Below are 21,511 nucleotides of genomic sequence, written 5' to 3' on the forward strand. Positions count from 1 at the left end.
CCTCCGGATCACTTCTCCCGTAACCGGCCGCTCAAGGCTTCGGTGTCTTTGTATGAACTTCGGAACGCGTCCAGTTCGCTCTTCAGTGACTCGTCAGTCTTCGACAAGTCGTGTCCCGACGACTGCAGTAGATTGCCCAGGGAATTGCAGCGCGCTTGCACGCCCTTCACGTACCTGCTCCATGATTCGTACAACTCTCGCTGTGCCGCGGCACCCTGGGAACCGGCCGGTGCGTTCACTTCCGACTGCCCCTCTTCGAGTTTTCGCAGCGCGGTGTCAGCCGCTTCGACGAGGTGCGTGGTGCCTTCGCCCGCCTTCACCCAGGCCCTCTTGCTCGACTTCAGGTCTTCTGAACCCGATGGTGTGCCACCGTCAGAATCGGTCCGCTGCTTGTTGAAACGCATGGGCGTCGAGCCACGTTCGGCCGCATCCGCCTTCAGTTGCTCCCACTCGGCCCACACCATTCGCCCGCGCCCCTGTTCCCGTGCCTGGGTGTCCATACTCTTCGAGAAGCACCGTCCTCAAGGACGTGACATGCTTCATCACCATCCGACAGCCTGATGGTGGTGACTGCGTCTTCGGGCCATCGATGCCTGGTGATCGAGACCTGGATCCTACTCAGCACGTGGTCGCCTACGCACTTTCACCGAACGGGGCCTGGCTCGAAACGAATGACAACTGGCCGATGTCACCCGAGAGCGGGTTTCGGAACGGCCCTTGCGGACGTGTGGCGTCGCGGGGCAGCCCTCAGGCCGGCTGCGTCGCTGCGTCCTCGGCCGGTGGCGGGTAGAACCGGCGGGCCCAGCGGCGGAACGGGCCGATGGGGCCGTCGCCGGGGGCGAGGCGCGGTGGTTGCCGGTACTGCTTGTGGTGCCAGATCGGAAAGTCGGCGGCGGTGAACTCGCAACTGGACCGGAAGATGGCGCGGTCCAGCAGCCGGGCGGCGGCACGGCTCACCGCGCGGGCCAGCGGCGCCGGGAGCCGGGCCGGTTCCGAGAAGGCGACGCGGTTCTGCTGCCGGAACTGCATGCGGTTGGGGGCGACGGCCGTCGGCATCACCATCGTGCACATCCGCAGCCCGATGCGGGGCGTGTGCACATCGGCGTGCAGACAGCCGAGGCCGTAGCCGTCGACCTCGACCTCGACCTCGAAGTCCCCGAGCACCGGGGCGGATTCGTGGGCCCGCATCGACACGTGGAACCGGGCGTCGTCGTACACGACCGGACCGCCCATCTCGGCCTTCTTCCAGCCGTGCAGGGTGGCGAAGTGCCCGAGGTCCACCGAGTTCTCGATGACCTCCTGGGCGTGCCCGGCCAGCTCCCAGGTGGCGGTACGGGCGGGACCGTGCCCGATCCGGTGCCATTGGGGGACGAACCAGTCCGGGGCGCGGCCGTCGTGGTGCCGCCACACGAAGACGGCACCGTTGACCTCGTGGACCGGCAGCTGCATCAGGGGTGATCTCGGCGGGCTGGTGTCGTACCCCGTCCGAACGCACCTGCCGTCCGGGCCGAACGCGAAGAAATGGAACGGGCACACCAGATCGTCGCCGTCGACTGTCGCCAGGCCGAGATGGGCGCCGAGGTGCGGGCAGTACGGCTGGACGGCCCGCAGCGCTCCCGTACCGAGCCGGTAGAGGACCACGTCCTGACCCGCGAGCGGCCGGGTGAGTACGGCACCCGGCCGCAGCTCGCCGGAGAAGGCGAGCGCGGACCAGCCGCTCGGGTAGGGCAGGGAGGGTGTGCCCGCGGCATCGGAAGGTGTCGGTCCCTCGCTGAAGCCGCGTCCGAACTCGCGTGACAGTCCCACGACGTCCCCCTTTCAAGGCTGATCGCTCGGAGCCTGCCCAGACCGTTCCGAGATCCTCGTCGCGCCGACCACATCACCCGAACGGGAACGGTGGAACGGGGAGGAGAACACGGGGCGGTTGACGACAGCCGGCAGGGGGCGGTGGCCGGGACGCCCGTGGTGTCGCCCGGTGAGCGCGAGCAGCTCCGGCCTCGACGCCCGTCGGGGGATCAGCCCGGGGCCATGCGGTCCGTAGGTCTGTAGAGAGACGAAACGATCCGTCTCGTTGGACATGTGGGAGACGTTAACCGAGCCGCGCCCCCCGGGCCAGTGGATTGCGTCTCGCGGACGCGGAGGAGACCCGACGAAACGGAACGGTGGCCACCCGCACCGGGATCGTGCGAGGTGACCACCGTTCCGTTCCGGGCCGGGGTGCGGCCCGCGCGTGCCTACCGGGCCCGCTGCTCGTACCCCACGAGACGTACGCAGACGGCGAGTCCGGCGATCGCCTGCTCCAGTTCCGTGAGGCCCGGGTAGCTGGGCGCGATGCGGATCACCGCGTCACGCGGGTCGTCGCCGTACGGGTGCGTCGCGCCGGCCGGGGTCAGCACGATGCCCGCCTCGGCGGCCCGGCGCACGACCTCCTTCGCGCAGCCGTCCGGCACCTCCAGGGTCACGAAGTAGCCGCCCTTGGGGGACGTCCAGGTCGCGAGGCCGGTACCGCCCAGCTCGGCGTCCAGGATCCGCGCCACCGCCTCGAACTTCGGCTGCAGCAGGGCCCGCTGGCGCTCCATGTGGGCGCGCACGCCGTCGGCGTCCCGCAGGAACAGGACGTGCCGCAGCTGGTTGATCTTGTCGGGGCCGATGGACCGCTTGGCGTTGTTGCCGAGCAGCCACTGCACGTTCGCGGGAGACGAACCGAAGAAGGCGACTCCGGCACCCGCCGCGGTGATCTTCGACGTGGAGCCGAAGACGAACGCCCGGTCCGGGTTGCCGGCCTCGGCGCAGGCGGCGAGCAGATCGGCGATCTCGACCGGCTCGTCGGTGAGGTGGTGGGCGGCGTAGGCGTTGTCCCAGAAGATCCGGAAGTCGGGTGCCGCGGTGCTCATGGCGGCCAGCCGCGCCACGGTCGCGTCGCTGTAGCAGACACCGTCCGGGTTGCTGTACTTCGGAACGCACCAGATGCCCTTGACGGTCGGATCGTCGGCGACGAGCCGCTCCACGGTCTCCATGTCCGGGCCGTCGGCGGTCATCGGAACCGGGATCATGTCGATGCCGAACCGCTCGCAGAGTGCGAAGTGCCGGTCGTAACCGGGCACCGGGCACAGGAAGGCGATCCGCTCCTGGTCCACCCAGCGCGATTCGGCGCCGGGTATCACGCTCAGCAGGGCGTGCACCAGGCAGTCGTGCATCAGCTCCAGGCTGGAGTTGCCGGCCGCGAGCAGCTGCGCGACCGGCACCTGGAGCACCTCGGCGAAGATCTCGCGGAGTTCGGGCAGGCCCTGCAGACCGCCGTAGTTGCGCACGTCCGTACCGTCGGCGGACGTGTGCCGTCCGCCCGGCAGGCTGAGCAGGGGATCGGAGAGGTCGAGCTGCTCCGGTGCGGGCTTGCCCCGGGTGAGGTCGAGCGCGAGTCCGAGTCCCGCCAGTGTCTGATAGTCCTGGCGGGCCTGATAGAGAAGTCCGGGCAGGGTGTCGGGGCTCGGCTCGGTGGTCATGGTGTTTCCTCTCGCAGATGCCGCGTGGAAGGGGATCCCCGCCGAGAATACAAACTGCCCATCGGTCACCCATCGGCGCGCTCCGGTTAGGGGAGCGATACGGCTGACACGCTCCGGTTGAGGGGAGCGGGAGGAGGGCCTCTGGTGGCGCCGCCGGTGGATTCCCCGGGGCGAGGGCGACGGCGACTCCCAGGTGATCGACATGAGAAAGGGGCCGCACCCGGGCTGCCCGGGGATGCGCTGTCATGACGAGGGCGGGCTGTTCGACGAGGGACGGCCGTCCCTGGTCGTCCGTCTCGAAGAGGTTGCGGACGTGCTGGAGCGCGGCGGCGCGGTCGACGGAGACGGGGCGCTCCGTCCGAGCGAGGCCGGCGGGCTGTGGTGGGACTCGGTCGGCAGCGATGAGGCGACGAACGGCGATCCGCCCACCCCGCCCCGGCTTCCTCGGCCCGGGGTGACCCGGCTTCCCCGCCCCCGCGGCGCATCCCGAGCGTCCCGGCCGGACGGGTGACCATGGACGGGCACATGGACCGTGCGGGTGTGCAACGGGTAAGGAACTGGACCGCACGGGTGCGAAACATGATCGACTCCGCCGGTTCACGGCGATGGTCTTGCCCCGCTGTGTGGCGGGGCTTACGTTCTCCTCTACGTCCGTGTCTACGGGCGTAGAAAACGCGTTGAGGCTCTCTGACGCCGCGTCGAAGGAGCAGCTCATGTCCCACGTCGTACGCGCCGCACTCGTCCAGGCGACCTGGACCGGCGACACCGAATCCATGATCGCCAAGCATGAGGAGCACGCGCGCGAGGCCGCCCGCCGGGGCGCGCGGATCATCGGTTTCCAGGAGGTGTTCAACGCCCCCTACTTCTGCCAGGTGCAGGAACCCGAGCACTACCGCTGGGCCGAACCGGTACCCGACGGCCCGACCGTCCGGCGGATGAGCGAACTCGCCCGGGAGACCGGCATGGTGATCGTCGTGCCGGTCTTCGAGGTCGAGCAGTCCGGCTTCTACTACAACACCGCCGCGGTCATCGACGCCGACGGCTCCTATCTCGGCAAGTACCGCAAGCACCACATCCCGCAGGTCAAGGGATTCTGGGAGAAGTACTACTTCAAGCCGGGGAACGCCGGCTGGCCGGTCTTCGACACGGCCGTCGGCAAGGTCGGCGTCTACATCTGCTACGACCGGCACTTCCCCGAAGGGTGGCGTCAACTCGGGCTCAACGGAGCCCAGTTGGTCTACAACCCCTCCGCCACCTCGCGCGGCCTCTCCGCCTACCTCTGGCAGTTGGAGCAGCCCGCCGCCGCGGTCGCCAACGAGTACTTCATCGCCGCGATCAACCGCGTCGGACAGGAGGAGTACGGCGACAACGACTTCTACGGCAGCAGCTACTTCGTCGATCCGCGCGGACAGTTCGTCGGTGACGTCGCCTCCGACAAGGAGGAGGAACTCGTCGTGCGCGACCTCGACTTCGGCCTGCTCGACGAGGTCCGGCAGCAGTGGGCGTTCTACCGGGACCGCCGTCCCGACGCGTACGAGGGACTGGTCGAGCCGTGAGCAGCCTGCACGAACGCCATCTCGCCGTCAGCCCCGGCTGGCTGACGCTCTATTACAAGAACCCGCTGGAGATCACCCACGGCGAGGGCCGGCACGTCTGGGACGCCGACGGCAGGCGCTATCTCGACTTCTTCGGCGGCATCCTCACCACCATGACCGCCCATGCCCTGCCCGAGGTGACCAAGGCGGTCGGCGAGCAGGCCGGGCGGATCATCCACTCCTCCACGCTCTACCTCAACCGTCCGATGGTCGAGCTGGCCGAGCGGGTCGCCACGCTCTCCGGCATCCCGGACGCCCGGGTCTTCTTCACCACTTCCGGAACCGAGGCGAACGACACGGCCCTGCTGCTCGCCACCGCGTACCGCCGGTCGAACCAGGTCCTCGCGATGCGCAACAGCTACCACGGCAGATCGTTCTCCGCGGTCGCCGTCACCGGCAACAGCGCCTGGTCGCCCACGAACCTGTCCCCGCTGCAGACGCTGTACGTGCACGGCGGAGTCCGCAGCCGGGGGCCGTACGCGCACCTGGGCGACGCCGAGTTCATCGCGGCCTGCGTCGCCGATCTGGAGGACCTGCTCGGCCACACCCGCCCGCCCGCCGCGCTGATCGCCGAACCGATCCAGGGCGTCGGCGGGTTCACCTCGCCGCCGGACGGCCTGTACGCGGCGTTCCGCCGGGTCCTCGACCGGCACGGGATCCTGTGGATCTCCGACGAGGTGCAGACCGGCTGGGGCCGCACCGGCGAGCACTTCTGGGGCTGGCAGGCGCACGGCCGGAACGGGCCGCCGGACATCCTCACGTTCGCCAAGGGCATCGGCAACGGCATGTCGATCGGCGGGGTGGTGGCCCGCGCCGAAGTCATGAACTGCCTCGACGCGAACTCGATCTCGACGTTCGGCGGGTCCCCGGTCACGATGGCGGCCGGACTCGCCAACCTCTCGTATCTCCTGGAACACGATCTGCAGGGCAACGCCCGCCGCGTCGGCGGACTGCTGATCGAACGGCTGCGCGCGGTCGGTGCCGCTTCCGATCGCGTGCGGGAGGTGCGCGGCCGGGGGTTGATGATCGGGATCGAGCTGGTGAAGCCGGGCACGGACCAGGCGAACCCGGAGGCGGCCACCGCCGTGCTCGAAGCGGCCCGGGAGGGCGGTCTGCTCATCGGCAAGGGCGGCGGCCACGACACGAGTGTGCTGCGGATCGCGCCGCCGCTCTCGCTGACCATCCCGGAGGCGGAGGAGGGCGCCGGGATCCTGGGCAGGGCCCTTCGCGCGGCGGGATGAACGGGGCGGTGCCGGGGGAGTGGTCCGGCCGGGGGCCCGCGCGTCACGCGTGCGCGCCCCGGCCGGACCGCGGTCGGGCCCCTGCCGGTCCTCTGGGGTGGTCCAGGGCCTCGGGCTCCGAGGTCCGGGTGCCCCCGCGGCCCGGCAGGACGGTCAGCCCCGGTGGCCGGTGGGCCGGTCGAGGTCCAGGGTCCGGACCGGGTCGAGCTCGCCGTGGCACGCGAGGTCCTGGTAGCGCACGTCCGTCACGCTGAGCGCGGCCCCGGCGACGCCCCGGGGGACGGTGGCCCTGAACGTCACCGAGCCGTCCTTCTTCGTCGTGCCGGCCAGTTCGCGCACCGTGCCGTCGGCGGTCGCTGAGCTGCCTGAGGTTCGGGACGTCGGCGCGCGAGAAGGCGTCGAAGGTGGCGCCGTCGATACCGATGACGAGCGTCTTCGCCTGCTTGGTACCGGACGGCAGCCCTGCGTACGCGGCGCCCGGCGCGCCGGAATCCTGGGCGTGGGCGACCGTGGTGGCGAGCGGCAGTGCGACGGCGGCGACGGTGGCGGCGGCCAGCACCGTACGCGCGGAGCGCGACAGGGACACGTGATCCTCCGGGGATCGGTCGGTGGGCACCGGACAGCACGGAAGGGGGCGTCCGGCGGTGTGTCCGAGGTTCGCGGTCGGTGGTGAGGGGACCACACCTCGTACGGGACGAGCACATGAACCGCACCCGACATCTGGACCAGACCCGTCATCAATTCGTTATCGACGAGGCGGTGATGCGGGCTCCGCCGCCCGTCGCGCGCTGTACGCCGGTGGAGTGCCGGGTGGCGGAAACGGAAACGTCTTCAGCCGTTGATCGCAGCGGTATTGCCACAGTGGGTGACCCGCTTCTACGTTCTTCACCACGCACCTGTCTACGTGCGTAGACCCGTTCCGCCACAGTGAGGAGGGGTACATGAGCCGCACCGTCATCCGCGGCGGTCTCGTCATCACCGCGTCCGACGAGATCCACGCCGACGTGCTCATCGAGGACGGCCGCATCGCCGCGCTCGCGGCACCCGACAGCGAGGCCGCCGGGAGCTGGAGCGCCGACCGGAGCATCGACGCCACCGGCAAATACGTCATCCCCGGCGGCGTCGACGCGCACACCCACATGGAGATGCCCTTCGGTGGCACCTACGCCTCGGACACCTTCGAGACCGGCACCCGGGCGGCCGCCTGGGGCGGCACCACCACGATCGTCGACTTCGCCGTCCAGACCGTGGGCCACGCGGTCCGTGAAGGGCTCGACGCCTGGTACGCGAAGGCCGACGGCAACTGCGCCGTCGACTACGCGTTCCACATGATCCTCTCCGACGTGAACGAGTCCTCGCTCAAGGAGATGGACCTCCTCGTCGCGGAGGGCGTCACCTCCTTCAAGCTCTTCATGGCCTACCCCGGCGTCTTCTACAGCGACGACGGACAGATCCTGCGCGCCATGCAACGGGCCTCCCACAACGGCGGGCTGATCATGATGCACGCGGAGAACGGCATCGCCATCGACGTCCTGGTCGAACAGGCCCTGGCCGCCGGCCGCACCGATCCGCGCCACCACGGGGACGTCCGCAAGGTGGCGCTGGAGGCCGAGGCCACCCACCGCGCCATCCAGCTCGCCCGTGTCGCCGGAGCCCCGCTGTACGTCGTCCACGTCTCCGCCGACGAGTCCGTCGCCGAGCTCGCCGCCGCCCGCCACAAGGGGCTGCCGGTCTTCGGCGAGACCTGCCCGCAGTACCTCTACCTGTCCACCGACAACCTCGCGGAGCCGGACTTCGAGGGCGCCAAGTACGTCTGCTCCACCCCACTGCGTCCCCGGGAACACCAGGAAGCCCTCTGGCGGGGCCTCAGGAACAACGAACTCCAGGTGGTCTCCACCGACCACTGCCCCTTCTGTTTCTCCGGCCAGAAGGAACTGGGACGCGGGGACTTCTCGAAGATCCCCAACGGGATGCCCGGCGTGGAGAACCGGATGGACCTTCTCCACCAAGCGGTGGTGGACGGACACATCTCACGCCGCCGCTGGATCGAGATCGCCTGCGCCTCCCCGGCCCGGATGTTCGGCCTCTACCCGAAGAAGGGCACCATCGCCCCGGGGGCCGACGCCGACGTCGTCATCTACGACCCGGCGGCCGAGCACACCATCTCCGCCGAGACCCACCACATGAACGTCGACTACTCGGCCTACGAGGGCAAGCGCATCACCGGCCGGGTGGAAACGGTCCTCTCGCGCGGCGAACTCGTCATCGACGGGCGGAAGTTCACCGGCCGGGCCGGTCACGGCACGTACACCCCGCGCGCCACCTGCCAGTACCTGGACTAGGAGCACCCGCATGGACTTCGGACTCGTCCTCCAGACGGACCCGCCCGCCTCGTCGGTCGTCGACCTGATGCGCCGCGCCGAACACAACGGCTTCACCCACGGCTGGACCTTCGACTCGGCGGTGCTCTGGCAGGAGCCGTTCGTCATCTACAGCCGGATCCTCGAACACACCGACCGCCTCGTCGTCGGCCCCATGGTCACCAACCCCGGCACCCGCACCTGGGAGGTCACCGCCTCCACCTTCGCCACCCTCAACGACATGTACGGCAACCGCACCGTCTGCGGCATCGGCAGGGGCGACTCCGCCATGCGGGTCGCGGGGCGCAAGCCCAACACCCTGGCCCGTCTGGGCGAGGCCATCGGCGTCATCCGTGACCTCGCCGAGGGGCGGGAGGCCGTCGTCGACGGGCAGTCGCTCAGGATCCCCTGGGTGAAGGACGGCAGGCTGCCGGTGTGGATGGCCGCCTACGGTCCCAAGGCGCTCGCCCTCGCCGGGCAGAAGGCCGACGGCTTCATCCTCCAGCTCGCCGACCCGTTTCTGACGGAATGGATGGTCAAGGCGGTGCGGGACGCGGCGCAGCGGGCCGGCCGCGACCCGCGCTCCGTGACCATCTGCGTCGCCGCACCCGCCTACGTGGGCGACGACCTCGGCCACGCCCGCGAACAGTGCCGCTGGTTCGGCGGCATGGTCGGCAACCACGTCGCGGACCTCGTGGCCAAGTACGGCGAGCACTCCGGCATGGTCCCGGACGAACTCACCGCGTACGTCAAGGACCGGCACGGCTACGACTACAGCCACCACGGCCGCACCGGAAACCCCGACACCGCGTTCGTGCCGGACGAGATCGTCGACCGGTTCTGTGTGCTGGGACCCGCCGAGGCGCACATCGAGAAGCTGCGCGCCCTGCGCGATCTGGGTGTCGACCAGTTCGCCGTCTACGCGATGCACGACGCGCGCGAGGAGACGATCGACGCCTACGGCTCCCGGATCATCCCCGCCCTGACGGCCTGACACCCGCCACCGCGCGCCACGGCCCGGGCCGTTCGACGACCCGGAGGCCAACTCCGTTCGTCCGACGGCCCGGGCGCCCGACCGTCCGTCCGGCCGACCCCGCACGGCCGTGAGCCCCCCACGTACACGCACGGCACAGCCCCGCACCGCACGGCACCGCTCCCGAGCGAAGGGTCCAGCCGCCATGCCCTCGACCGTCCCACCGACCCCGCCCACACCGCCCCTCCCGCCGGCATCGCCGCACGGCCGGACGACCGACGGCACGGACCGCGTCGAACTCGCCCCGGGCGACGTCCCCGCCGACAGTCGTTTCGCCAACGAGGACCTGCTGCCCGTTCCGCTGGAACGGCGCCGCTGGACGACGTACAACTTCACCGCGCTCTGGGTCGGCATGGCCCACAACATCCCGTCCTGGTTGCTCGCCTCCGGCCTGGTGGCCCTCGGCATGGACTGGAAGCAGGCCGTTCTCACCATCGCGCTCGCCAACGTCATCGTGCTCGGGCCGATGCTGCTCACCGGGCACGCCGGGCCCAAGTACGGCATCCCGTTCCCCGTTCTGGCCCGGGCCTCCTTCGGGCTGCGCGGTGCGAATCTGCCCGCCCTGATCCGGGCGGCGGTGGCCTGCGCCTGGTTCGGCATCCAGACGTGGATCGGCGGTGTCGGCGTCTTCACGCTGCTCGGGAAGATCTTCGGCGGCTGGGCCACCGCCTCCGTCGTCGCCGGACAGCCGTGGACGCTCTGGCTGTGCTTCCTGTTCTTCTGGGCGCTCGAACTCGCCATCATCCACCGGGGGATGAACGCCCTGCGCCGGTTCGAGAACTGGGCGGCACCGTTCGTCATCGTCGGCGCCGCGGTGCTGCTGATCTGGATCGCCGTACGGGCGGGCGGCTTCGGCCCGCTGCTGGACCAGCCCTCGCGGCTCGGCTGGGGCAAGGAGTTCTGGCCCGTCTTCTTCCCCTCCCTGATGGGCATGATCGCCTTCTGGGCCACGCTCTCCCTGAACATCCCCGACTTCACCCGCTTCGGGGCCGGCCAGCGCGCCCAGATCCGAGGCCAGGCGCTCGGACTGCCGACCACCATGACGCTCTTCGCGCTGCTGTCGGTCCTGGTCACCTCCGGTTCGCAGGCCGTCTACGGAGAGGCGATCTGGGACCCGGTCCAGCTCGTCGCCAGGACCGACAACGTCTTCGGTCTGCTCTTCGGCCTGGTGACGGTGCTGGTCGCGACGGTGTCCGTGAACATCGCGGCGAACGTCGTGTCACCCGCGTACGACCTGGCGAACGCCGCCCCGCGCTTCATCGGCTTCCGCACGGGCGCCCTGATCACCGGCGTCGTCGGCGTGCTGATCATGCCGTGGAAGCTCACCAGCACGCCCGAGCTGTACATCTTCACCTGGCTCGGACTGGTCGGCGGGCTGCTCGGCACGGTCGCGGGCATCCTGATCGCCGATTACTGGATCGTCCGGCGCACCGTGCTCGACCTCCCGGACCTCTACCGTCCCGGCGGCCGGTACTGGTACGCGAACGGCTGGAACCCGCGGGCCGTCGTCGCGTTCGCGGTGGGCGGCGTCCTCGCGATCGGCGGCTCCCACTCCGCTCCCGGCACCGGCCCGTTCCCGGCCGACGGCCTGATCCCGTTCCTCAAGCCGCTCGCGGACTACGGATGGGCGGTCGGGCTGGTCTCGTCGCTGCTGCTGTACGTGGTGCTCAGCGGCCGGTCCGCGATCACAGGGGCGCCGTCGTACGGCCCAGCAGAGCGTTGATGTCGTACGTCTCGTCCGGCGGCGGGGTGGTCGCGGGCACAGGCGTGTCGAACGCCGAGAGGTCCGCGACCGCGTGCGCCCTGCCGCCCTCCACCGTGATCCTCAGCGGGTAGGGCCGACCGGTGGCGGCGACGTACATCGTCAGCGTCCGGCCGTCCCTGATCCGGGTCAGCGGTACCACCGGAGCCCCGTCGAGCGTGGTGCGCCTGCCCTTGTTCAGCGTGCCCCGGTCGTTCTCCGCGTTGTCGACGACCAGTCGGCGGAGATGGTCCAGATCGCATCCGGCCGTCACACCGTGCAGCCTCGGATCGTCGGCCGAAGCCCTGAGGTACCGCCCGTCGAGGATCGCGGCGAACGCCGGGCCGCCGACCGGCACCTGGTTCTTCCAGAAGTCCGCGTCGGGCTTGAGCCACACGTCGTCGGCGCGCTTCACGATCCGGACCGAACCCCGGCCGCCGCCGAGGTCCACCGAACCGTCGCAGTTGCCGTCCCGGTCCATGGTGAGTGCCAGCTCCGCCGACGGGTTGCGGCCGCTGAGGTCGCCCCGCGAGCCGAGGCGCAGGGAACGGACGCCGAGCAGCGCGTCGCGCGAGCGGTCGGCGATCTGCTGGGCGGACAGCGTGTCGATGCCGTTGTCCGCCCGGGCCGTACCGCCCCCGAGGACACCGCCGTTCACGAGCCCCGCCACCGTCAACAGGGCTGCGGCCAGGGCGATCCGGCGTGCGCCGGTGCGTCGGGTGGTGGTGATCACGGCGCCTCCCTCCACGAGCCCGTAGGGGCCGGTCCAGGTGTGCGGTCCGATCCATCCGAGCGTACGACGCAGCGGGACGCGGTGCGCGACGGCGCACGGCGGCGCGGGCGGGCCGCGTTGCGCCGTCGCCCGGAAGACCGCTTCGGGCCCAACGGTTGAGCGGACCGTCCCGAACTGGTTACCCTCCGGTAAGGGCGTGCGGTCATCCGGGTGCGGGCGCGGCGCGCACCCGCCGACACGACGAGGAAGGCGGGCAGCCCATGTCCTCAACGGAAGCCGTGGCGGCCACCGGACCGGCCCACCCGACCGGACTGGCCGACAGCGCACGGGAGCTGGCCGAGGGCCGTACCACCTCGGCGAGGCTGGTGTCCGAGGCCCTGGCCCGTATCGAGGCGTGCCACGACACCCTCAACGCGTTCCGTCATCTGCGTGCCGATGCCGCGCTCGCCGAGGCGGCCGAGGCCGACCGCCGGCTCGCGGCGGGGGAGCGGCTGCCGCTGCTCGGGGTGCCGGTCGCCGTCAAGGACGACACCGATGTCACCGGGATGCCGACCTACTTCGGCTGCGGCGGCGATCTGCCCTCGGCCACCGCCGACAGCGAGGCCGTGCGACGGCTGCGGGCCGCCGGTGCCGTGATCGTCGGCAAGACCAACTCCTGCGAACTCGGCCAGTGGCCGTTCACCGAGGGCCCCGCCTTCGGCACCACCCGCAACCCGTGGCACACCGGGCACACCCCCGGCGGCTCGTCCGGCGGATCCGCCGCGGCCGTCGCCGCCGGACTGGTGCCCGCGGCCCTCGGGTCGGACGGCGCCGGCTCCGTCAGGATCCCCGCGGCCTGGACCCACCTCGTCGGCATCAAACCGCAGCGCGGCCGGATCTCCGTCCACCCCCACAGCGACGCCTTCCAGGGACTCACCGTCAACGGACCGCTGGCCAGGACCGTCGCCGACGCGGCCCTGCTGCTCGACGCGGTCGCCGGGCCCCACCCCGACGATCCGCACCGCCCGCCCGCCGTCGAGGCATCGGCCGCCGCCCGCCGCGAACCGGGCCGGTTGCGCATCGCCCTGGCCTGGCGCCCCCCGCTCACCCTCACCCGCGCCGAGCCCCACCCCGACGTGCGCCGGGCCGTCACCGCCCTGGCCGAGACGCTCGCCCTCCTCGGCCACGACGTCGAGGAGGCCCGGCCCCGCTACGGGCTGATCGGGCTCGGTTTCGTCCCCCGCGCCACCGCGGGGATCGCCGAACTCGCCGCCCGCCACCCGGACCCCGCGCTCCTCGACCCCCGCACCCGCAGCGCGCTGCGCACCGGAACCCGGCTCGGCGGCCGGGTGGTGCGCGCGGCCAGGGCACGGGAAGTGAGCCAGCACCGCCGGATCGGCGCGTTCTTCCGCGCGCCCGGCGCGGCCACCGGCTACGACGTGCTGCTCACCCCGACGACCGCCCTGCCGCCGCCCCCGATCGGCAGGTTCGACGGGCTGAGCGCCTGGCGCACCGACGTGGCGATGGCCGAGGCGTGCCCGTATGCCTGGCCCTGGAACGTGCTGGGCTGGCCGGGCGTCAATGTTCCGGCCGGGTTCACCTCCGAGGGGCTGCCCGTCGGCGCCCAACTGCTCGGCCCCTCCCGCAGCGAGGAACGGCTGATCTCGCTCGCCGCCCAGCTGGAGGCGGAACGCCGTTGGTACGAGTTCCGGCCGCCCGCCGCCCGTCGCGTCCCGGCCACGGGCGGGGGGTGACCTTACCGTTCCGTCCCCTCGCGGTCGCGCCGGCGGCCGGCCTCCGCCTCCGGCGTTGTCGTCAGTCCCCGACGCTCCGCGTCGACTCCCTCCTCCGCCTTGGATTCGAAGGGCCCAGACGCCGCTCCTTCCTCCACTGCCAATCGTGGACGAGGTCGTTACCGTTCCGTCCCCTCGCGGTCGCGCCGGCGGCCGGCCTCCGGTCGGACGACGGCGGTTCGAGGACGGGCCCCGGCCGGTCGGCCGGCCCGTCGCCGGACCACCCGAGCGGCCCACCGGACCCGTGACGGGCGGTCGTGCCCGCCTGCCATGCCCGGCGGATGCCGGCTCCCCGCCGACGGCATGTGCCGCATGCGCCCGACGACGCCCCGCGCGCACCGCTGTCCGCACGGCGGGGCGCCGCCGACGTTCGCACCGGAGCGCCGCAGGCAGGACCATGGAGTGGACCGGAGTGGATGGGTGGTGAGCAGTATGGCGTCCGCAGGCCCGCGGTCCGCGCCCGGCGCCGAACCGCCGCAGCCCGGTTTCCTCAGCAACCTTCACACCGCCTTCGACACGGCGAACGACGCGACGGCGGTGCTCTCCGGAAGCGGAACGGTCGTCGGATGGACGCAGAGCGCACAGGACCTCCTCGGGTACCCCTCCGCCGAGGTCGTCGGGCGCTCCGCCGCGTTCCTGCTCGCGATGGCCGAGGACCCGGTCCGCGTCGCGGGAATCGCCGAACGGTGCCGTGCCGGCGCCGGGTGGACCGGGGTCGGCGAGGTGCGGCGGCGCGACGGCCGGCGGACCGACGTGGATCTGCGGGTCTCCGCCTCCTTCCAGCTGGACGGCCGGGAGGCGTTCCTGGTCTCCGCCCGGGAACGGAGGGCGGAATGGGTGGTGGGGCAGTCCGTGCTGGACGCCTTCCTGACCAGTTCGCCGATCGGCATGGCCGTGATGGACCCGCAGCTGTGCTACCTCTGGGTGAACGACACCCTGGAGCGGATCGGCGGCGTTCCGCGCGAGCAGCGCCTGGGCCGCCGCATGAGCGACGTGCTCCCGGGGCTGGAGGCCGACGCCATCGAGACGCTGATGCGCAGGGTGCTGGACACGGGCGTCCCCGTCATCGACTACGAGTACCGGGGCTGGAGCTGGGCCGATCCGCACCGACATCGTGCGTATTCCACCTCGTTCTTCCCGCTGACCGACGCCGAGGGCGCCGTCAGCGGCATCTGCTACATGGTCACCGACGTCACCGACCGGTGGAAGGCCCAGCAGCGCCTGGCCCTGGTCAACGACGCCGGAGCCAGTATCGGCAGCACCCTGGACGTCATGCGCACCGCCCAGGAACTGGCCGACTTCGCGGTGCCTCGCTTCGCCGACCTGGTCCTCGTCGACCTGCTGGAACCGGTGGCCCGCCCCGAGGAACCGGGGCTGTGGCCGGGCGACCCGGGACACGCGCCCCCGGGGGTCTCCGCCACGCCGCTCTCCGGGAGGGGCGCCGTGCGTACGAATGCCGCGTCGGCCCGGCCCAGGATGCGACGCGCCGCCATGAGCTCGGTGCGGGAGGGCGTCCCGGAGGCGGTCTGCCGGATCGGGGACCTGGTGGACTTCGTGCCGCCGCCGTACGACGCGCGGTTCCTCGTCGAGGGCGAACCCGTCCTGATCCCGGTCCTCGAATCCCTCAGCCGTCTGCTGAGTGTCGAGCAGCCCGTGCGCGCGGAACGCATCCACGAATTCGGCCTGCACTCCCTCATCGCGGTCCCCATGCGGGCCCGGGACACGGTCCTCGGGCTGACCACCTTCGTGCGCTCGGTGAACCTGGTCCCGTTCGAACCGGACGACGTGCTGCCCGCCCGCGAGCTGGTGGCCCGCGCGGCGGTGAGCGTGGACAACGCCCGCCGCTACACCCGCGAGCACGCCGCGGCGCTCACCCTGCAACGCAGTCTGCTCCCGCACACCCTGCCCGGAGGGATGGCCCTGGACGTGGCGTCCTCGTACCTCCCGGCGGACGCCAAGGACGGGGTCGGGGGAGACTGGTTCGACGTGATCCCGCTCTCCGGAGCCCGGGTCGCCCTGGTCGTCGGCGACGTCGTCGGACACGGCATCAGCGCCGCCGCCACCATGGGCAGGCTCCGCACCGCCGTCCACACCCTCGCCGACATGGACCTCCCGCCCGACGAACTCCTGGCCCACCTCGACGACCTCGTGCTGCGTCTGAGCGAGGAGGAACCCGAGGGAGGGGCGAGCGGCATGACCGTGCTCGGCGCCACTTGCCTGTACGCGATCTACGACCCGGTCACCCAGCGCTGCACCATGGCCCGCGCGGGCCACCCGCCGCCCGCCGTCGTCTACCCGGACGGGCGCGTCAGCTTTCCCGAACTGCCCCCGGGGCCACCGCTCGGGCTGGGCGGAATGCCCTTCGGGACAGCGGAGATCGACCTCCCGGAAGGCAGCCTGATGGCCCTCTACACCAATGGCCTCATCGAGGGCCGGGACCGGGATCCCGAACTCGGCATGTCCCGCCTCGGCAGCGCCCTGGCCCAGTGCGGACTGCCCCTGGACGCGCTGTGCGAATCGGTCGTCGAGCAGCTGCTCCCGGCCCCGCAGCCCGACGACGTGGCCCTGCTGCTCGCCCGTACCCACGAGCTGAGCGCCGAGCACGTCGTCTCGTGGGAGGTGCCCTCCGAGCCGGCGGCCGTCGCGGGCGTGCGGTCGCGCACCGCACGTCTGCTGCGGAGCTGGGGCCTGGAGGAGCTGGAGATGACGACCGAGCTGATCGTCAGCGAACTGGTCACCAACGCCGTGAGATACGCGACGGGACCGATCCGGCTGCGGCTGCTGCGTCAGTCCGTCCTGATCTGCGAGGTCTCCGACACCAGCAGCACCTCACCGCGGCTGCGGCACGCCAGGACCACGGACGAGGGCGGTCGTGGCCTCTTCCTCGTCGCCCAGCTCACACGCCGCTGGGGCACCCGCTACACACCCGAGGGAAAGGTCATCTGGACCGAACAGGATCTTCCGCGGACCGGTGGCTGAGTCTCCCGCGGACCGGCGACCGGATCTGCTGCGGACCGGCGACGGAATCTCCTGCGGAGCGGCGGCCGGGAGGGGTTCCCCGACCGTGTTACGTCCGCGGCGGCCCCCGCCGCGTGATCACGTGCGCACGCGACCATATGATCTATGACCGGTGAGTATAGTCCCGTGCATGATCTCCGCCTTCCCCCCATGTGATCAGTCCGTACGCGGTGTGCGCCCATGCGCGCACCGTGTGGTGGTGCCCGGTCCCCGAATATCCGACCGGGGCTGGTGACGGATGTCGACAGCGATTCGGAAGCAGGAACCGGGAGCCGGTCCCGGGCCCGCGAGCGGCACGTCGCCCCGGAAGCGGCGCTGGGACTGGCCGGTGCTGCTGGTGTGCGCGGTCTCGGCGCTCGCGGTGGGGCTGTCCTCGCCCCCCGGTACGGCGCAGGAGGCCTGGGGCCTGGCCGCAGCGGTCGGTTACGGCTGCGCGGCCGTGGTCGCGCTGAGAACGGCCACGCCGTGGTCCCGGGTTCCCGCCGTCGTCGCGACCGCCGGATCGGTGGCGGCCCCTCTGCTCCACCTCACCGTCGTCGGCAAGGCGCAGATGGAGGTCGGGGTCGTCGAACGGGCGGCCGACCTGCTGTTCTCCTCCGGGACCGTGTACAACGACGCTCCGCACGTGGTGCCGGACTTCAACCCGTACCTGCCCGGAATGGCGCTGTTCGGCATCCCCCACGTGCTGTTCGGCGACACCCCGTTCACCAGCGCCCGGCTGTGGTTCGCGCTCGGATTCCTGGCCGCGGTGATCGGTACCGTGCGGGTGCTGACCAAGGGGCGGGACACCGGGGGCGGTGCGGGCGGCGCCCCCGTCCCCTCGGCCGTGACGGGCGTGTTCTGGCTGGTCGCCTGCCCCGTCGTCGCGCTGCCGCTGACCATCGGGGGCGTCGACCCGCCGGTCATCGGACTCATCTGCCTGGCCCTGGCCTTCGCGGACCGGCGTAACGACCTGGGGGCGGGGCTGGCCCTCGGCGCCGCCGCCGCGCTCAAGTGGACCGCCTGGCCGGCTATTCCGGTGATCGTCGCCCTGTTCGCGGTCTGCCTCGGCAGGCGTGCCGCCGTCAGGAGCGCGGTGCTCGCCGTCGGGATCGCGGTGCTGTGCACCGTGCCCGTGGCGCTGGTGGACATGGACGCGTTCTACCAGAACGTGGTCCTCTACCCGCTGGGTCTGGGAGAGGCGGCGTCGACCGCGCAGAGTCCGCTGCTCGGGCACCTGATCGTCACCCTGGTCCCGCACGGGCAGACGGTGACCGTGGTGCTCATCGGGCTGAGCGCCCTGGGCGTGGGAGTGTCCCTGCTGGTGCGTCCGCCGCGGACCCCCGTCGCGGCCGCGGACCGGCTCGCGCTGGGGCTGCTCTTCGCGATCGTGCTGTCCCCGGCCACCCGCATCGGCTATGCCATCTTCCCCGTCGTCCTCTTCGTCTGGCCCCGGTTCGCGGCCCGTCTGTCGGCGGGGCAGGCCACGGCGCCCGGGAACGAGGCGGGGGAGGCCCGGACCTCGCTGGCCCGGACCGCTGTGCCGCGGCAGCAGGAAACCGGACGGAGCCTGACCGGCACCGCCGACCTGTAGACGCCGGCTCCCTCGGGGCCGCCCGCTTCCTCGGACACGCGGTCCCGAAGTCGCCCCCCCGACAGCGTCGCACCGACATCGGAACCGACACCGCCCCGCCGCTCGCACTCAGGGTGCGACCGGCGGGGCGGTGTCGTGGCGGGTCACGGACCCCGGCAGGTCATGGGGCCAGGGCGGTCACGGCACCCGGGCGGTCCATTCGGCGGTGGTGAACTTGGTGCGTACGAGCTCCTCGGCCCTGGCCATCTCCTCCGGGGTGACCTTGCCCGGGGTGAGGCCGTGGCGCCTGCGGAAGGACTCGATCATGTTGTCGATGACGGTCTCGCGAGGGAGACCGGTCTGCCGACGGAGGGGGTCGACGCGCTTCTTGGCGCTCTTCGTCCCCTTGTCGGACATCTTCTCCTTGCCGATGCGCAGGACGTCGAGCATCTTGTCGGCGTCGATGTCGTAGGACATGGTCACGTGGTGCAGCACGGCACCGGGACCGCCGCCGGCGCCCACGATGCGCTTCTGGGCCGCACCGGCGATCTTCCCGACCTCGGTCGCGATGTCGTTCAGCGGCTGGTACCAGGCCTTGATGCCCATGTCGCCGAGCGCTCCGAGCACCCAGTCGTCGAGATAGGCGTAGCTGTCGGCGAACGACAGGCCGGAGACCAGGGCGTCCGGGACGGACAGCGAGTACGTGATGGTGTTGCCGGGCTCCACGAACATGGCACCGCCACCGGACACCCGCCGGACCACCGTGACACCGTGCCGTTCGGCACCGGCCGGATCGACCTCGTTGCGCAGGGACTGGAAGCTCCCGATGATCACGGCGGGGGAGGCCCACTCCCAGACCCGCAGCGTCGGTGGGCGACGGCCCGCGGCCACCTCGGCGGTGATGACCTCGTCGAGCGCCATGTGGAGGGCGGGGGACTGCGGGCCCTCGTGGATGAGCTGCCAGTCGTAGTCGCTCCACTCGGTGGCCTGTGCGAGGGCCCGGCGCACGGCGACGGCGACTCCCTCGGTGGTGAGGCCCAGCATCACCGTCGAGTCCGGGAGGACCGCGTCGATCCGGGCGGCGAGCCCGGCGGTGTCCGTGTTGGCCGGAGCGCCCTCCAGCGCCGCGTCGATCGCCAGGATCGCCTCGTCGGGTTCCAGGAAGAAGTCCCCGGCCACCCGTACGTTCCGCAGCGCCCCGCCCTCGACGTCCAGATCGACGACGACGAGCTTGCCGCCGGGGACCTTGTACTCACCGTGCACAGCCATGCCTCCAGACCCGACGGCCTCTCGTGTACTCGGGCGCCGATCCGTGCGTGACGACGCCACTGCCGTGGAGTCTAATCCGTACGATTTGCGCACCGGGCGGCCCGGCCGAGCCGAGAACGCGCGGGTCCCGGCGCGGTTCCCAGCGGTCCTGACGGCCCTGGCAGGGCTGACAGGGCTGACGGCCCTTCTGGGACGCAGAATTTCGGCGGGGTGCTACGCGGGCAGTGGAGCGCGGGTCTGTTCGACGAGCAGGGCGGTGACATCGCTGATCCGGCCTTCGCGGGCGTGAGCGGCCCGCTGGCGATGTGCTCCGCTGCCGCAGCGGAGCAGCCGGTCGACGAGGCCGGTGACGACGGTGGTGTCGCCGCAGGCGTCCAGACCGGGCAGCGCGGCCTTCATCATGCGGTCGAGCAGGGATCGGGCGGGTGTCAGGGTGCCGGTCGTGGTGTCCACGCCGTTCCCCTCCAGGCCGTCGTGCGCGGCCCGCCACAGGGCGAGACGGAGAACCCGGTCGGGTACCTCGGCGGCGGGGCGGTCGTCCGCGAGGGCCTGGAGCGCGGCGGTGGCCAGTCCACGGACGAGAAGGGCGAGCAGCAGTGCCTCCTCGGCGGTGGCGGCCACGTCGGCGACGCGTATCTCCAGGGTGGGCAGGCGTGGGGCGGGCCGGATGAACCAGTACACCATTCCCGGATCGAGGGCGGCGCCGCCGTCGAGCAACGCGTCGACGGCGCGGTGGTAGTCGTCGGGGGTGCGGTACAGCGGCGGGGGACCGGAGGAGGGGAGCCGGGACCAGAGGATGTTGCGCCAGCTGGCGTGACCGGTGTCCCGCCCCTGGTAGAAGGGCGAGTTGGCGCTCAGCGCGAGCAGGGTGGGCAGATGGGGCCGCAGATGGTTGGAGACGGCGAGGGCGGTGGGCAGATCGGGCATGCCGATGTGGACGTGGCAGCCGCACACGGTGTGGGACTCCACCAGATCGCCGAACCGGTCGCTGATGTGCCGGTAGCGGGGCTTGTCGGCCAGCGGGAGCGGTACGGGGGTGCCGTACGGGGCACAGCCGGCGGCGACGAGACCGAGGCCGTGCCGCTGAGCCGCCTCGGCCAGCGCGCGCCGGGCCGCCGCGAGATGGTGGTGGGCCTGGTCGGCGAAGCGACAGACCGGAGTGGCGGCCTCCAACTGGAACCGCGTGATCTCCTCGGTCAGCATGCCGGCCGCGGGGGCGGCGGGAGCGGCAGTACGCAGGACGAGGGGCGCCTGTGCCGCCGGACGGCTCGTCTCCGGGTGCAGCAGGAGGAACTCCTCCTCGACGCCGAAGGTGAGCGGGGCGTCGTCGTGGTGCGCGTTCAGCGGGTCGGTGCGACCGTGTGCCATGTGCGACTCCGTTCCTGCGGGGCGGAGGTGCTTCCCCGCATCAGAAAGCTGGTGTCGACGTGACCGGTCGGGCAGAGGAACCGCCCCGCGGCCCGGGTCACGTTGGTGAGGGCGCGTGCTGACGGTGCGTCGGGGAACGTGGGGCCGGGTCAGGGTTGCATGTTCGGGCCGGGCTGACCAGGCCGCCCCCCGAACGGGTACGCGCCCCCGGTGCTCCACCGCGCAGAAAGCGGTCCGGGGCCGTGTGGTGGGAAGTCACCACACGGCCCCGGACCGGGACAACGGCAGGGGAAGCCCGCGTCGTCAGCCCTTGCGGGCCTTGATCT

At 71.6% G+C, this 21,511-nt stretch carries 17 protein-coding genes; 10 read left to right on the forward strand and 7 right to left on the reverse strand.

Going from position 1 to position 21,511, the window contains the following annotated elements:
- Window positions 1–8: 8 nt before the first annotated feature.
- From AB0E67_RS14165 to AB0E67_RS14175, 3 genes are all read right to left on the reverse strand, one after another.
- Complete coding sequence (locus tag AB0E67_RS14165) at window positions 9–500, reverse strand: hypothetical protein (RefSeq protein WP_362025475.1); 492 nt, start codon at window positions 498–500, stop codon at window positions 9–11.
- Between the two features lie 247 nt (window positions 501–747).
- The gene (locus tag AB0E67_RS14170; protein ID WP_362025478.1) at window positions 748–1,806 is read right to left on the reverse strand and encodes a Rieske 2Fe-2S domain-containing protein; all 1,059 of its coding nucleotides are present in this window, start codon (window positions 1,804–1,806) and stop codon (window positions 748–750) included.
- A 428-nt stretch (window positions 1,807–2,234) separates the two neighbouring features.
- Window positions 2,235–3,503 carry an aminotransferase class I/II-fold pyridoxal phosphate-dependent enzyme gene (locus AB0E67_RS14175; protein ID WP_362025481.1) on the reverse strand — a complete coding sequence of 423 codons (1,269 nt, stop codon included), beginning with the start codon at window positions 3,501–3,503 and terminating at the stop codon, window positions 2,235–2,237.
- A 202-nt stretch (window positions 3,504–3,705) separates the two neighbouring features.
- On the opposite strand from AB0E67_RS14175, the gene AB0E67_RS14180 reads away from it, so the two are divergent.
- From AB0E67_RS14180 to AB0E67_RS14190, 3 genes are all read left to right on the forward strand, one after another.
- Window positions 3,706–4,014, forward strand: a complete 309-nt coding sequence (locus tag AB0E67_RS14180; protein WP_362025484.1) for a hypothetical protein — start codon at window positions 3,706–3,708, stop codon at window positions 4,012–4,014.
- A 202-nt stretch (window positions 4,015–4,216) separates the two neighbouring features.
- Window positions 4,217–5,059 carry a nitrilase-related carbon-nitrogen hydrolase gene (locus AB0E67_RS14185; RefSeq protein WP_362025487.1) on the forward strand — a complete coding sequence of 281 codons (843 nt, stop codon included), beginning with the start codon at window positions 4,217–4,219 and terminating at the stop codon, window positions 5,057–5,059.
- Complete coding sequence (locus tag AB0E67_RS14190) at window positions 5,056–6,339, forward strand: aspartate aminotransferase family protein (protein ID WP_362025490.1); 1,284 nt, start codon at window positions 5,056–5,058, stop codon at window positions 6,337–6,339. Before AB0E67_RS14185 ends, AB0E67_RS14190 begins: the two co-directional genes overlap by 4 nt.
- Window positions 6,340–6,492: 153 nt before the next feature.
- Here the strand turns inward: AB0E67_RS14190 and AB0E67_RS14195 are convergent, their stop codons facing one another.
- Window positions 6,493–6,678, reverse strand: coding sequence for a hypothetical protein (locus AB0E67_RS14195; protein WP_362025493.1), 186 nt, complete (start codon window positions 6,676–6,678; stop codon window positions 6,493–6,495).
- 65 nt (window positions 6,679–6,743) lie between these two features.
- Between AB0E67_RS14195 and AB0E67_RS14200 the strand changes: the two genes are divergently transcribed.
- The 4 genes from AB0E67_RS14200 (at window position 6,744) to AB0E67_RS14215 (ending at window position 11,455) form a co-directional block, all read left to right on the forward strand.
- A complete protein-coding gene (locus AB0E67_RS14200; protein ID WP_362025496.1) occupies window positions 6,744–6,929 on the forward strand; it encodes a hypothetical protein in 186 nt (61 codons plus the stop codon).
- A gap of 351 nt (window positions 6,930–7,280) precedes the next feature.
- Window positions 7,281–8,681 carry a dihydropyrimidinase gene (gene hydA / locus AB0E67_RS14205; protein ID WP_362025498.1) on the forward strand — a complete coding sequence of 467 codons (1,401 nt, stop codon included), beginning with the start codon at window positions 7,281–7,283 and terminating at the stop codon, window positions 8,679–8,681.
- A 10-nt stretch (window positions 8,682–8,691) separates the two neighbouring features.
- Window positions 8,692–9,693 carry a TIGR03842 family LLM class F420-dependent oxidoreductase gene (locus AB0E67_RS14210; RefSeq protein ID WP_362025501.1) on the forward strand — a complete coding sequence of 334 codons (1,002 nt, stop codon included), beginning with the start codon at window positions 8,692–8,694 and terminating at the stop codon, window positions 9,691–9,693.
- Window positions 9,694–9,877: 184 nt separating this feature from the next.
- Window positions 9,878–11,455 carry an NCS1 family nucleobase:cation symporter-1 gene (locus tag AB0E67_RS14215; RefSeq protein ID WP_362025503.1) on the forward strand — a complete coding sequence of 526 codons (1,578 nt, stop codon included), beginning with the start codon at window positions 9,878–9,880 and terminating at the stop codon, window positions 11,453–11,455.
- Here AB0E67_RS14215 and AB0E67_RS14220 read toward each other — a convergent pair.
- Window positions 11,418–12,131, reverse strand: coding sequence for a hypothetical protein (locus AB0E67_RS14220; RefSeq protein WP_362025585.1), 714 nt, complete (start codon window positions 12,129–12,131; stop codon window positions 11,418–11,420). The genes AB0E67_RS14215 and AB0E67_RS14220 overlap by 38 nt on opposite strands.
- Before the next feature lie 335 nt (window positions 12,132–12,466).
- Between AB0E67_RS14220 and AB0E67_RS14225 the strand changes: the two genes are divergently transcribed.
- From AB0E67_RS14225 to AB0E67_RS14235, 3 genes are all read left to right on the forward strand, one after another.
- On the forward strand, window positions 12,467–13,939 hold the full coding sequence (locus AB0E67_RS14225) for an amidase (protein WP_362025506.1): 1,473 nt from the start codon (window positions 12,467–12,469) through the stop codon (window positions 13,937–13,939).
- A 471-nt stretch (window positions 13,940–14,410) separates the two neighbouring features.
- Entirely contained in the window at window positions 14,411–16,957 is a 2,547-nt protein-coding gene (locus AB0E67_RS14230) for a SpoIIE family protein phosphatase (protein WP_362025509.1), read from the forward strand.
- 277 nt (window positions 16,958–17,234) lie between these two features.
- Window positions 17,235–18,569: a glycosyltransferase 87 family protein gene (locus AB0E67_RS14235; RefSeq protein WP_362025512.1), complete on the forward strand. Its 1,335-nt coding sequence runs from the start codon at window positions 17,235–17,237 to the stop codon at window positions 18,567–18,569.
- 177 nt (window positions 18,570–18,746) lie between these two features.
- Here AB0E67_RS14235 and AB0E67_RS14240 read toward each other — a convergent pair whose 3' ends face one another.
- Window positions 18,747–19,811, reverse strand: coding sequence for a biotin/lipoate A/B protein ligase family protein (locus AB0E67_RS14240; RefSeq protein ID WP_360104915.1), 1,065 nt, complete (start codon window positions 19,809–19,811; stop codon window positions 18,747–18,749).
- Window positions 19,812–20,030: 219 nt separating this feature from the next.
- Window positions 20,031–21,185 carry a glutamate--cysteine ligase gene (locus AB0E67_RS14245; RefSeq protein WP_362025515.1) on the reverse strand — a complete coding sequence of 385 codons (1,155 nt, stop codon included), beginning with the start codon at window positions 21,183–21,185 and terminating at the stop codon, window positions 20,031–20,033.
- Between the last annotated feature and the right edge of the window lie 326 nt (window positions 21,186–21,511).

The sequence above is a fragment of the Streptomyces sp. NPDC032161 genome (genome assembly GCF_040636995.1).
Classification (GTDB): domain Bacteria; phylum Actinomycetota; class Actinomycetes; order Streptomycetales; family Streptomycetaceae; genus Streptomyces.

Coding starts and splice junctions, on each gene's coding strand:
- AB0E67_RS14165 (WP_362025475.1), bottom strand. CDS start 500: ATGGACACCCAGGCACGGGAACAGGGGCGCGGGCGAATGGTGTGGGCC.
- AB0E67_RS14175 (WP_362025481.1), bottom strand. CDS start 3,503: ATGACCACCGAGCCGAGCCCCGACACCCTGCCCGGACTTCTCTATCAG.
- AB0E67_RS14180 (WP_362025484.1), top strand. CDS start 3,706: ATGAGAAAGGGGCCGCACCCGGGCTGCCCGGGGATGCGCTGTCATGAC.
- AB0E67_RS14185 (WP_362025487.1), top strand. CDS start 4,217: ATGTCCCACGTCGTACGCGCCGCACTCGTCCAGGCGACCTGGACCGGC.
- hydA (WP_362025498.1), top strand. CDS start 7,281: ATGAGCCGCACCGTCATCCGCGGCGGTCTCGTCATCACCGCGTCCGAC.
- AB0E67_RS14210 (WP_362025501.1), top strand. CDS start 8,692: ATGGACTTCGGACTCGTCCTCCAGACGGACCCGCCCGCCTCGTCGGTC.
- AB0E67_RS14215 (WP_362025503.1), top strand. CDS start 9,878: ATGCCCTCGACCGTCCCACCGACCCCGCCCACACCGCCCCTCCCGCCG.
- AB0E67_RS14225 (WP_362025506.1), top strand. CDS start 12,467: ATGTCCTCAACGGAAGCCGTGGCGGCCACCGGACCGGCCCACCCGACC.
- AB0E67_RS14230 (WP_362025509.1), top strand. CDS start 14,411: ATGGCGTCCGCAGGCCCGCGGTCCGCGCCCGGCGCCGAACCGCCGCAG.
- AB0E67_RS14235 (WP_362025512.1), top strand. CDS start 17,235: ATGTCGACAGCGATTCGGAAGCAGGAACCGGGAGCCGGTCCCGGGCCC.
- AB0E67_RS14245 (WP_362025515.1), bottom strand. CDS start 21,185: ATGGCACACGGTCGCACCGACCCGCTGAACGCGCACCACGACGACGCC.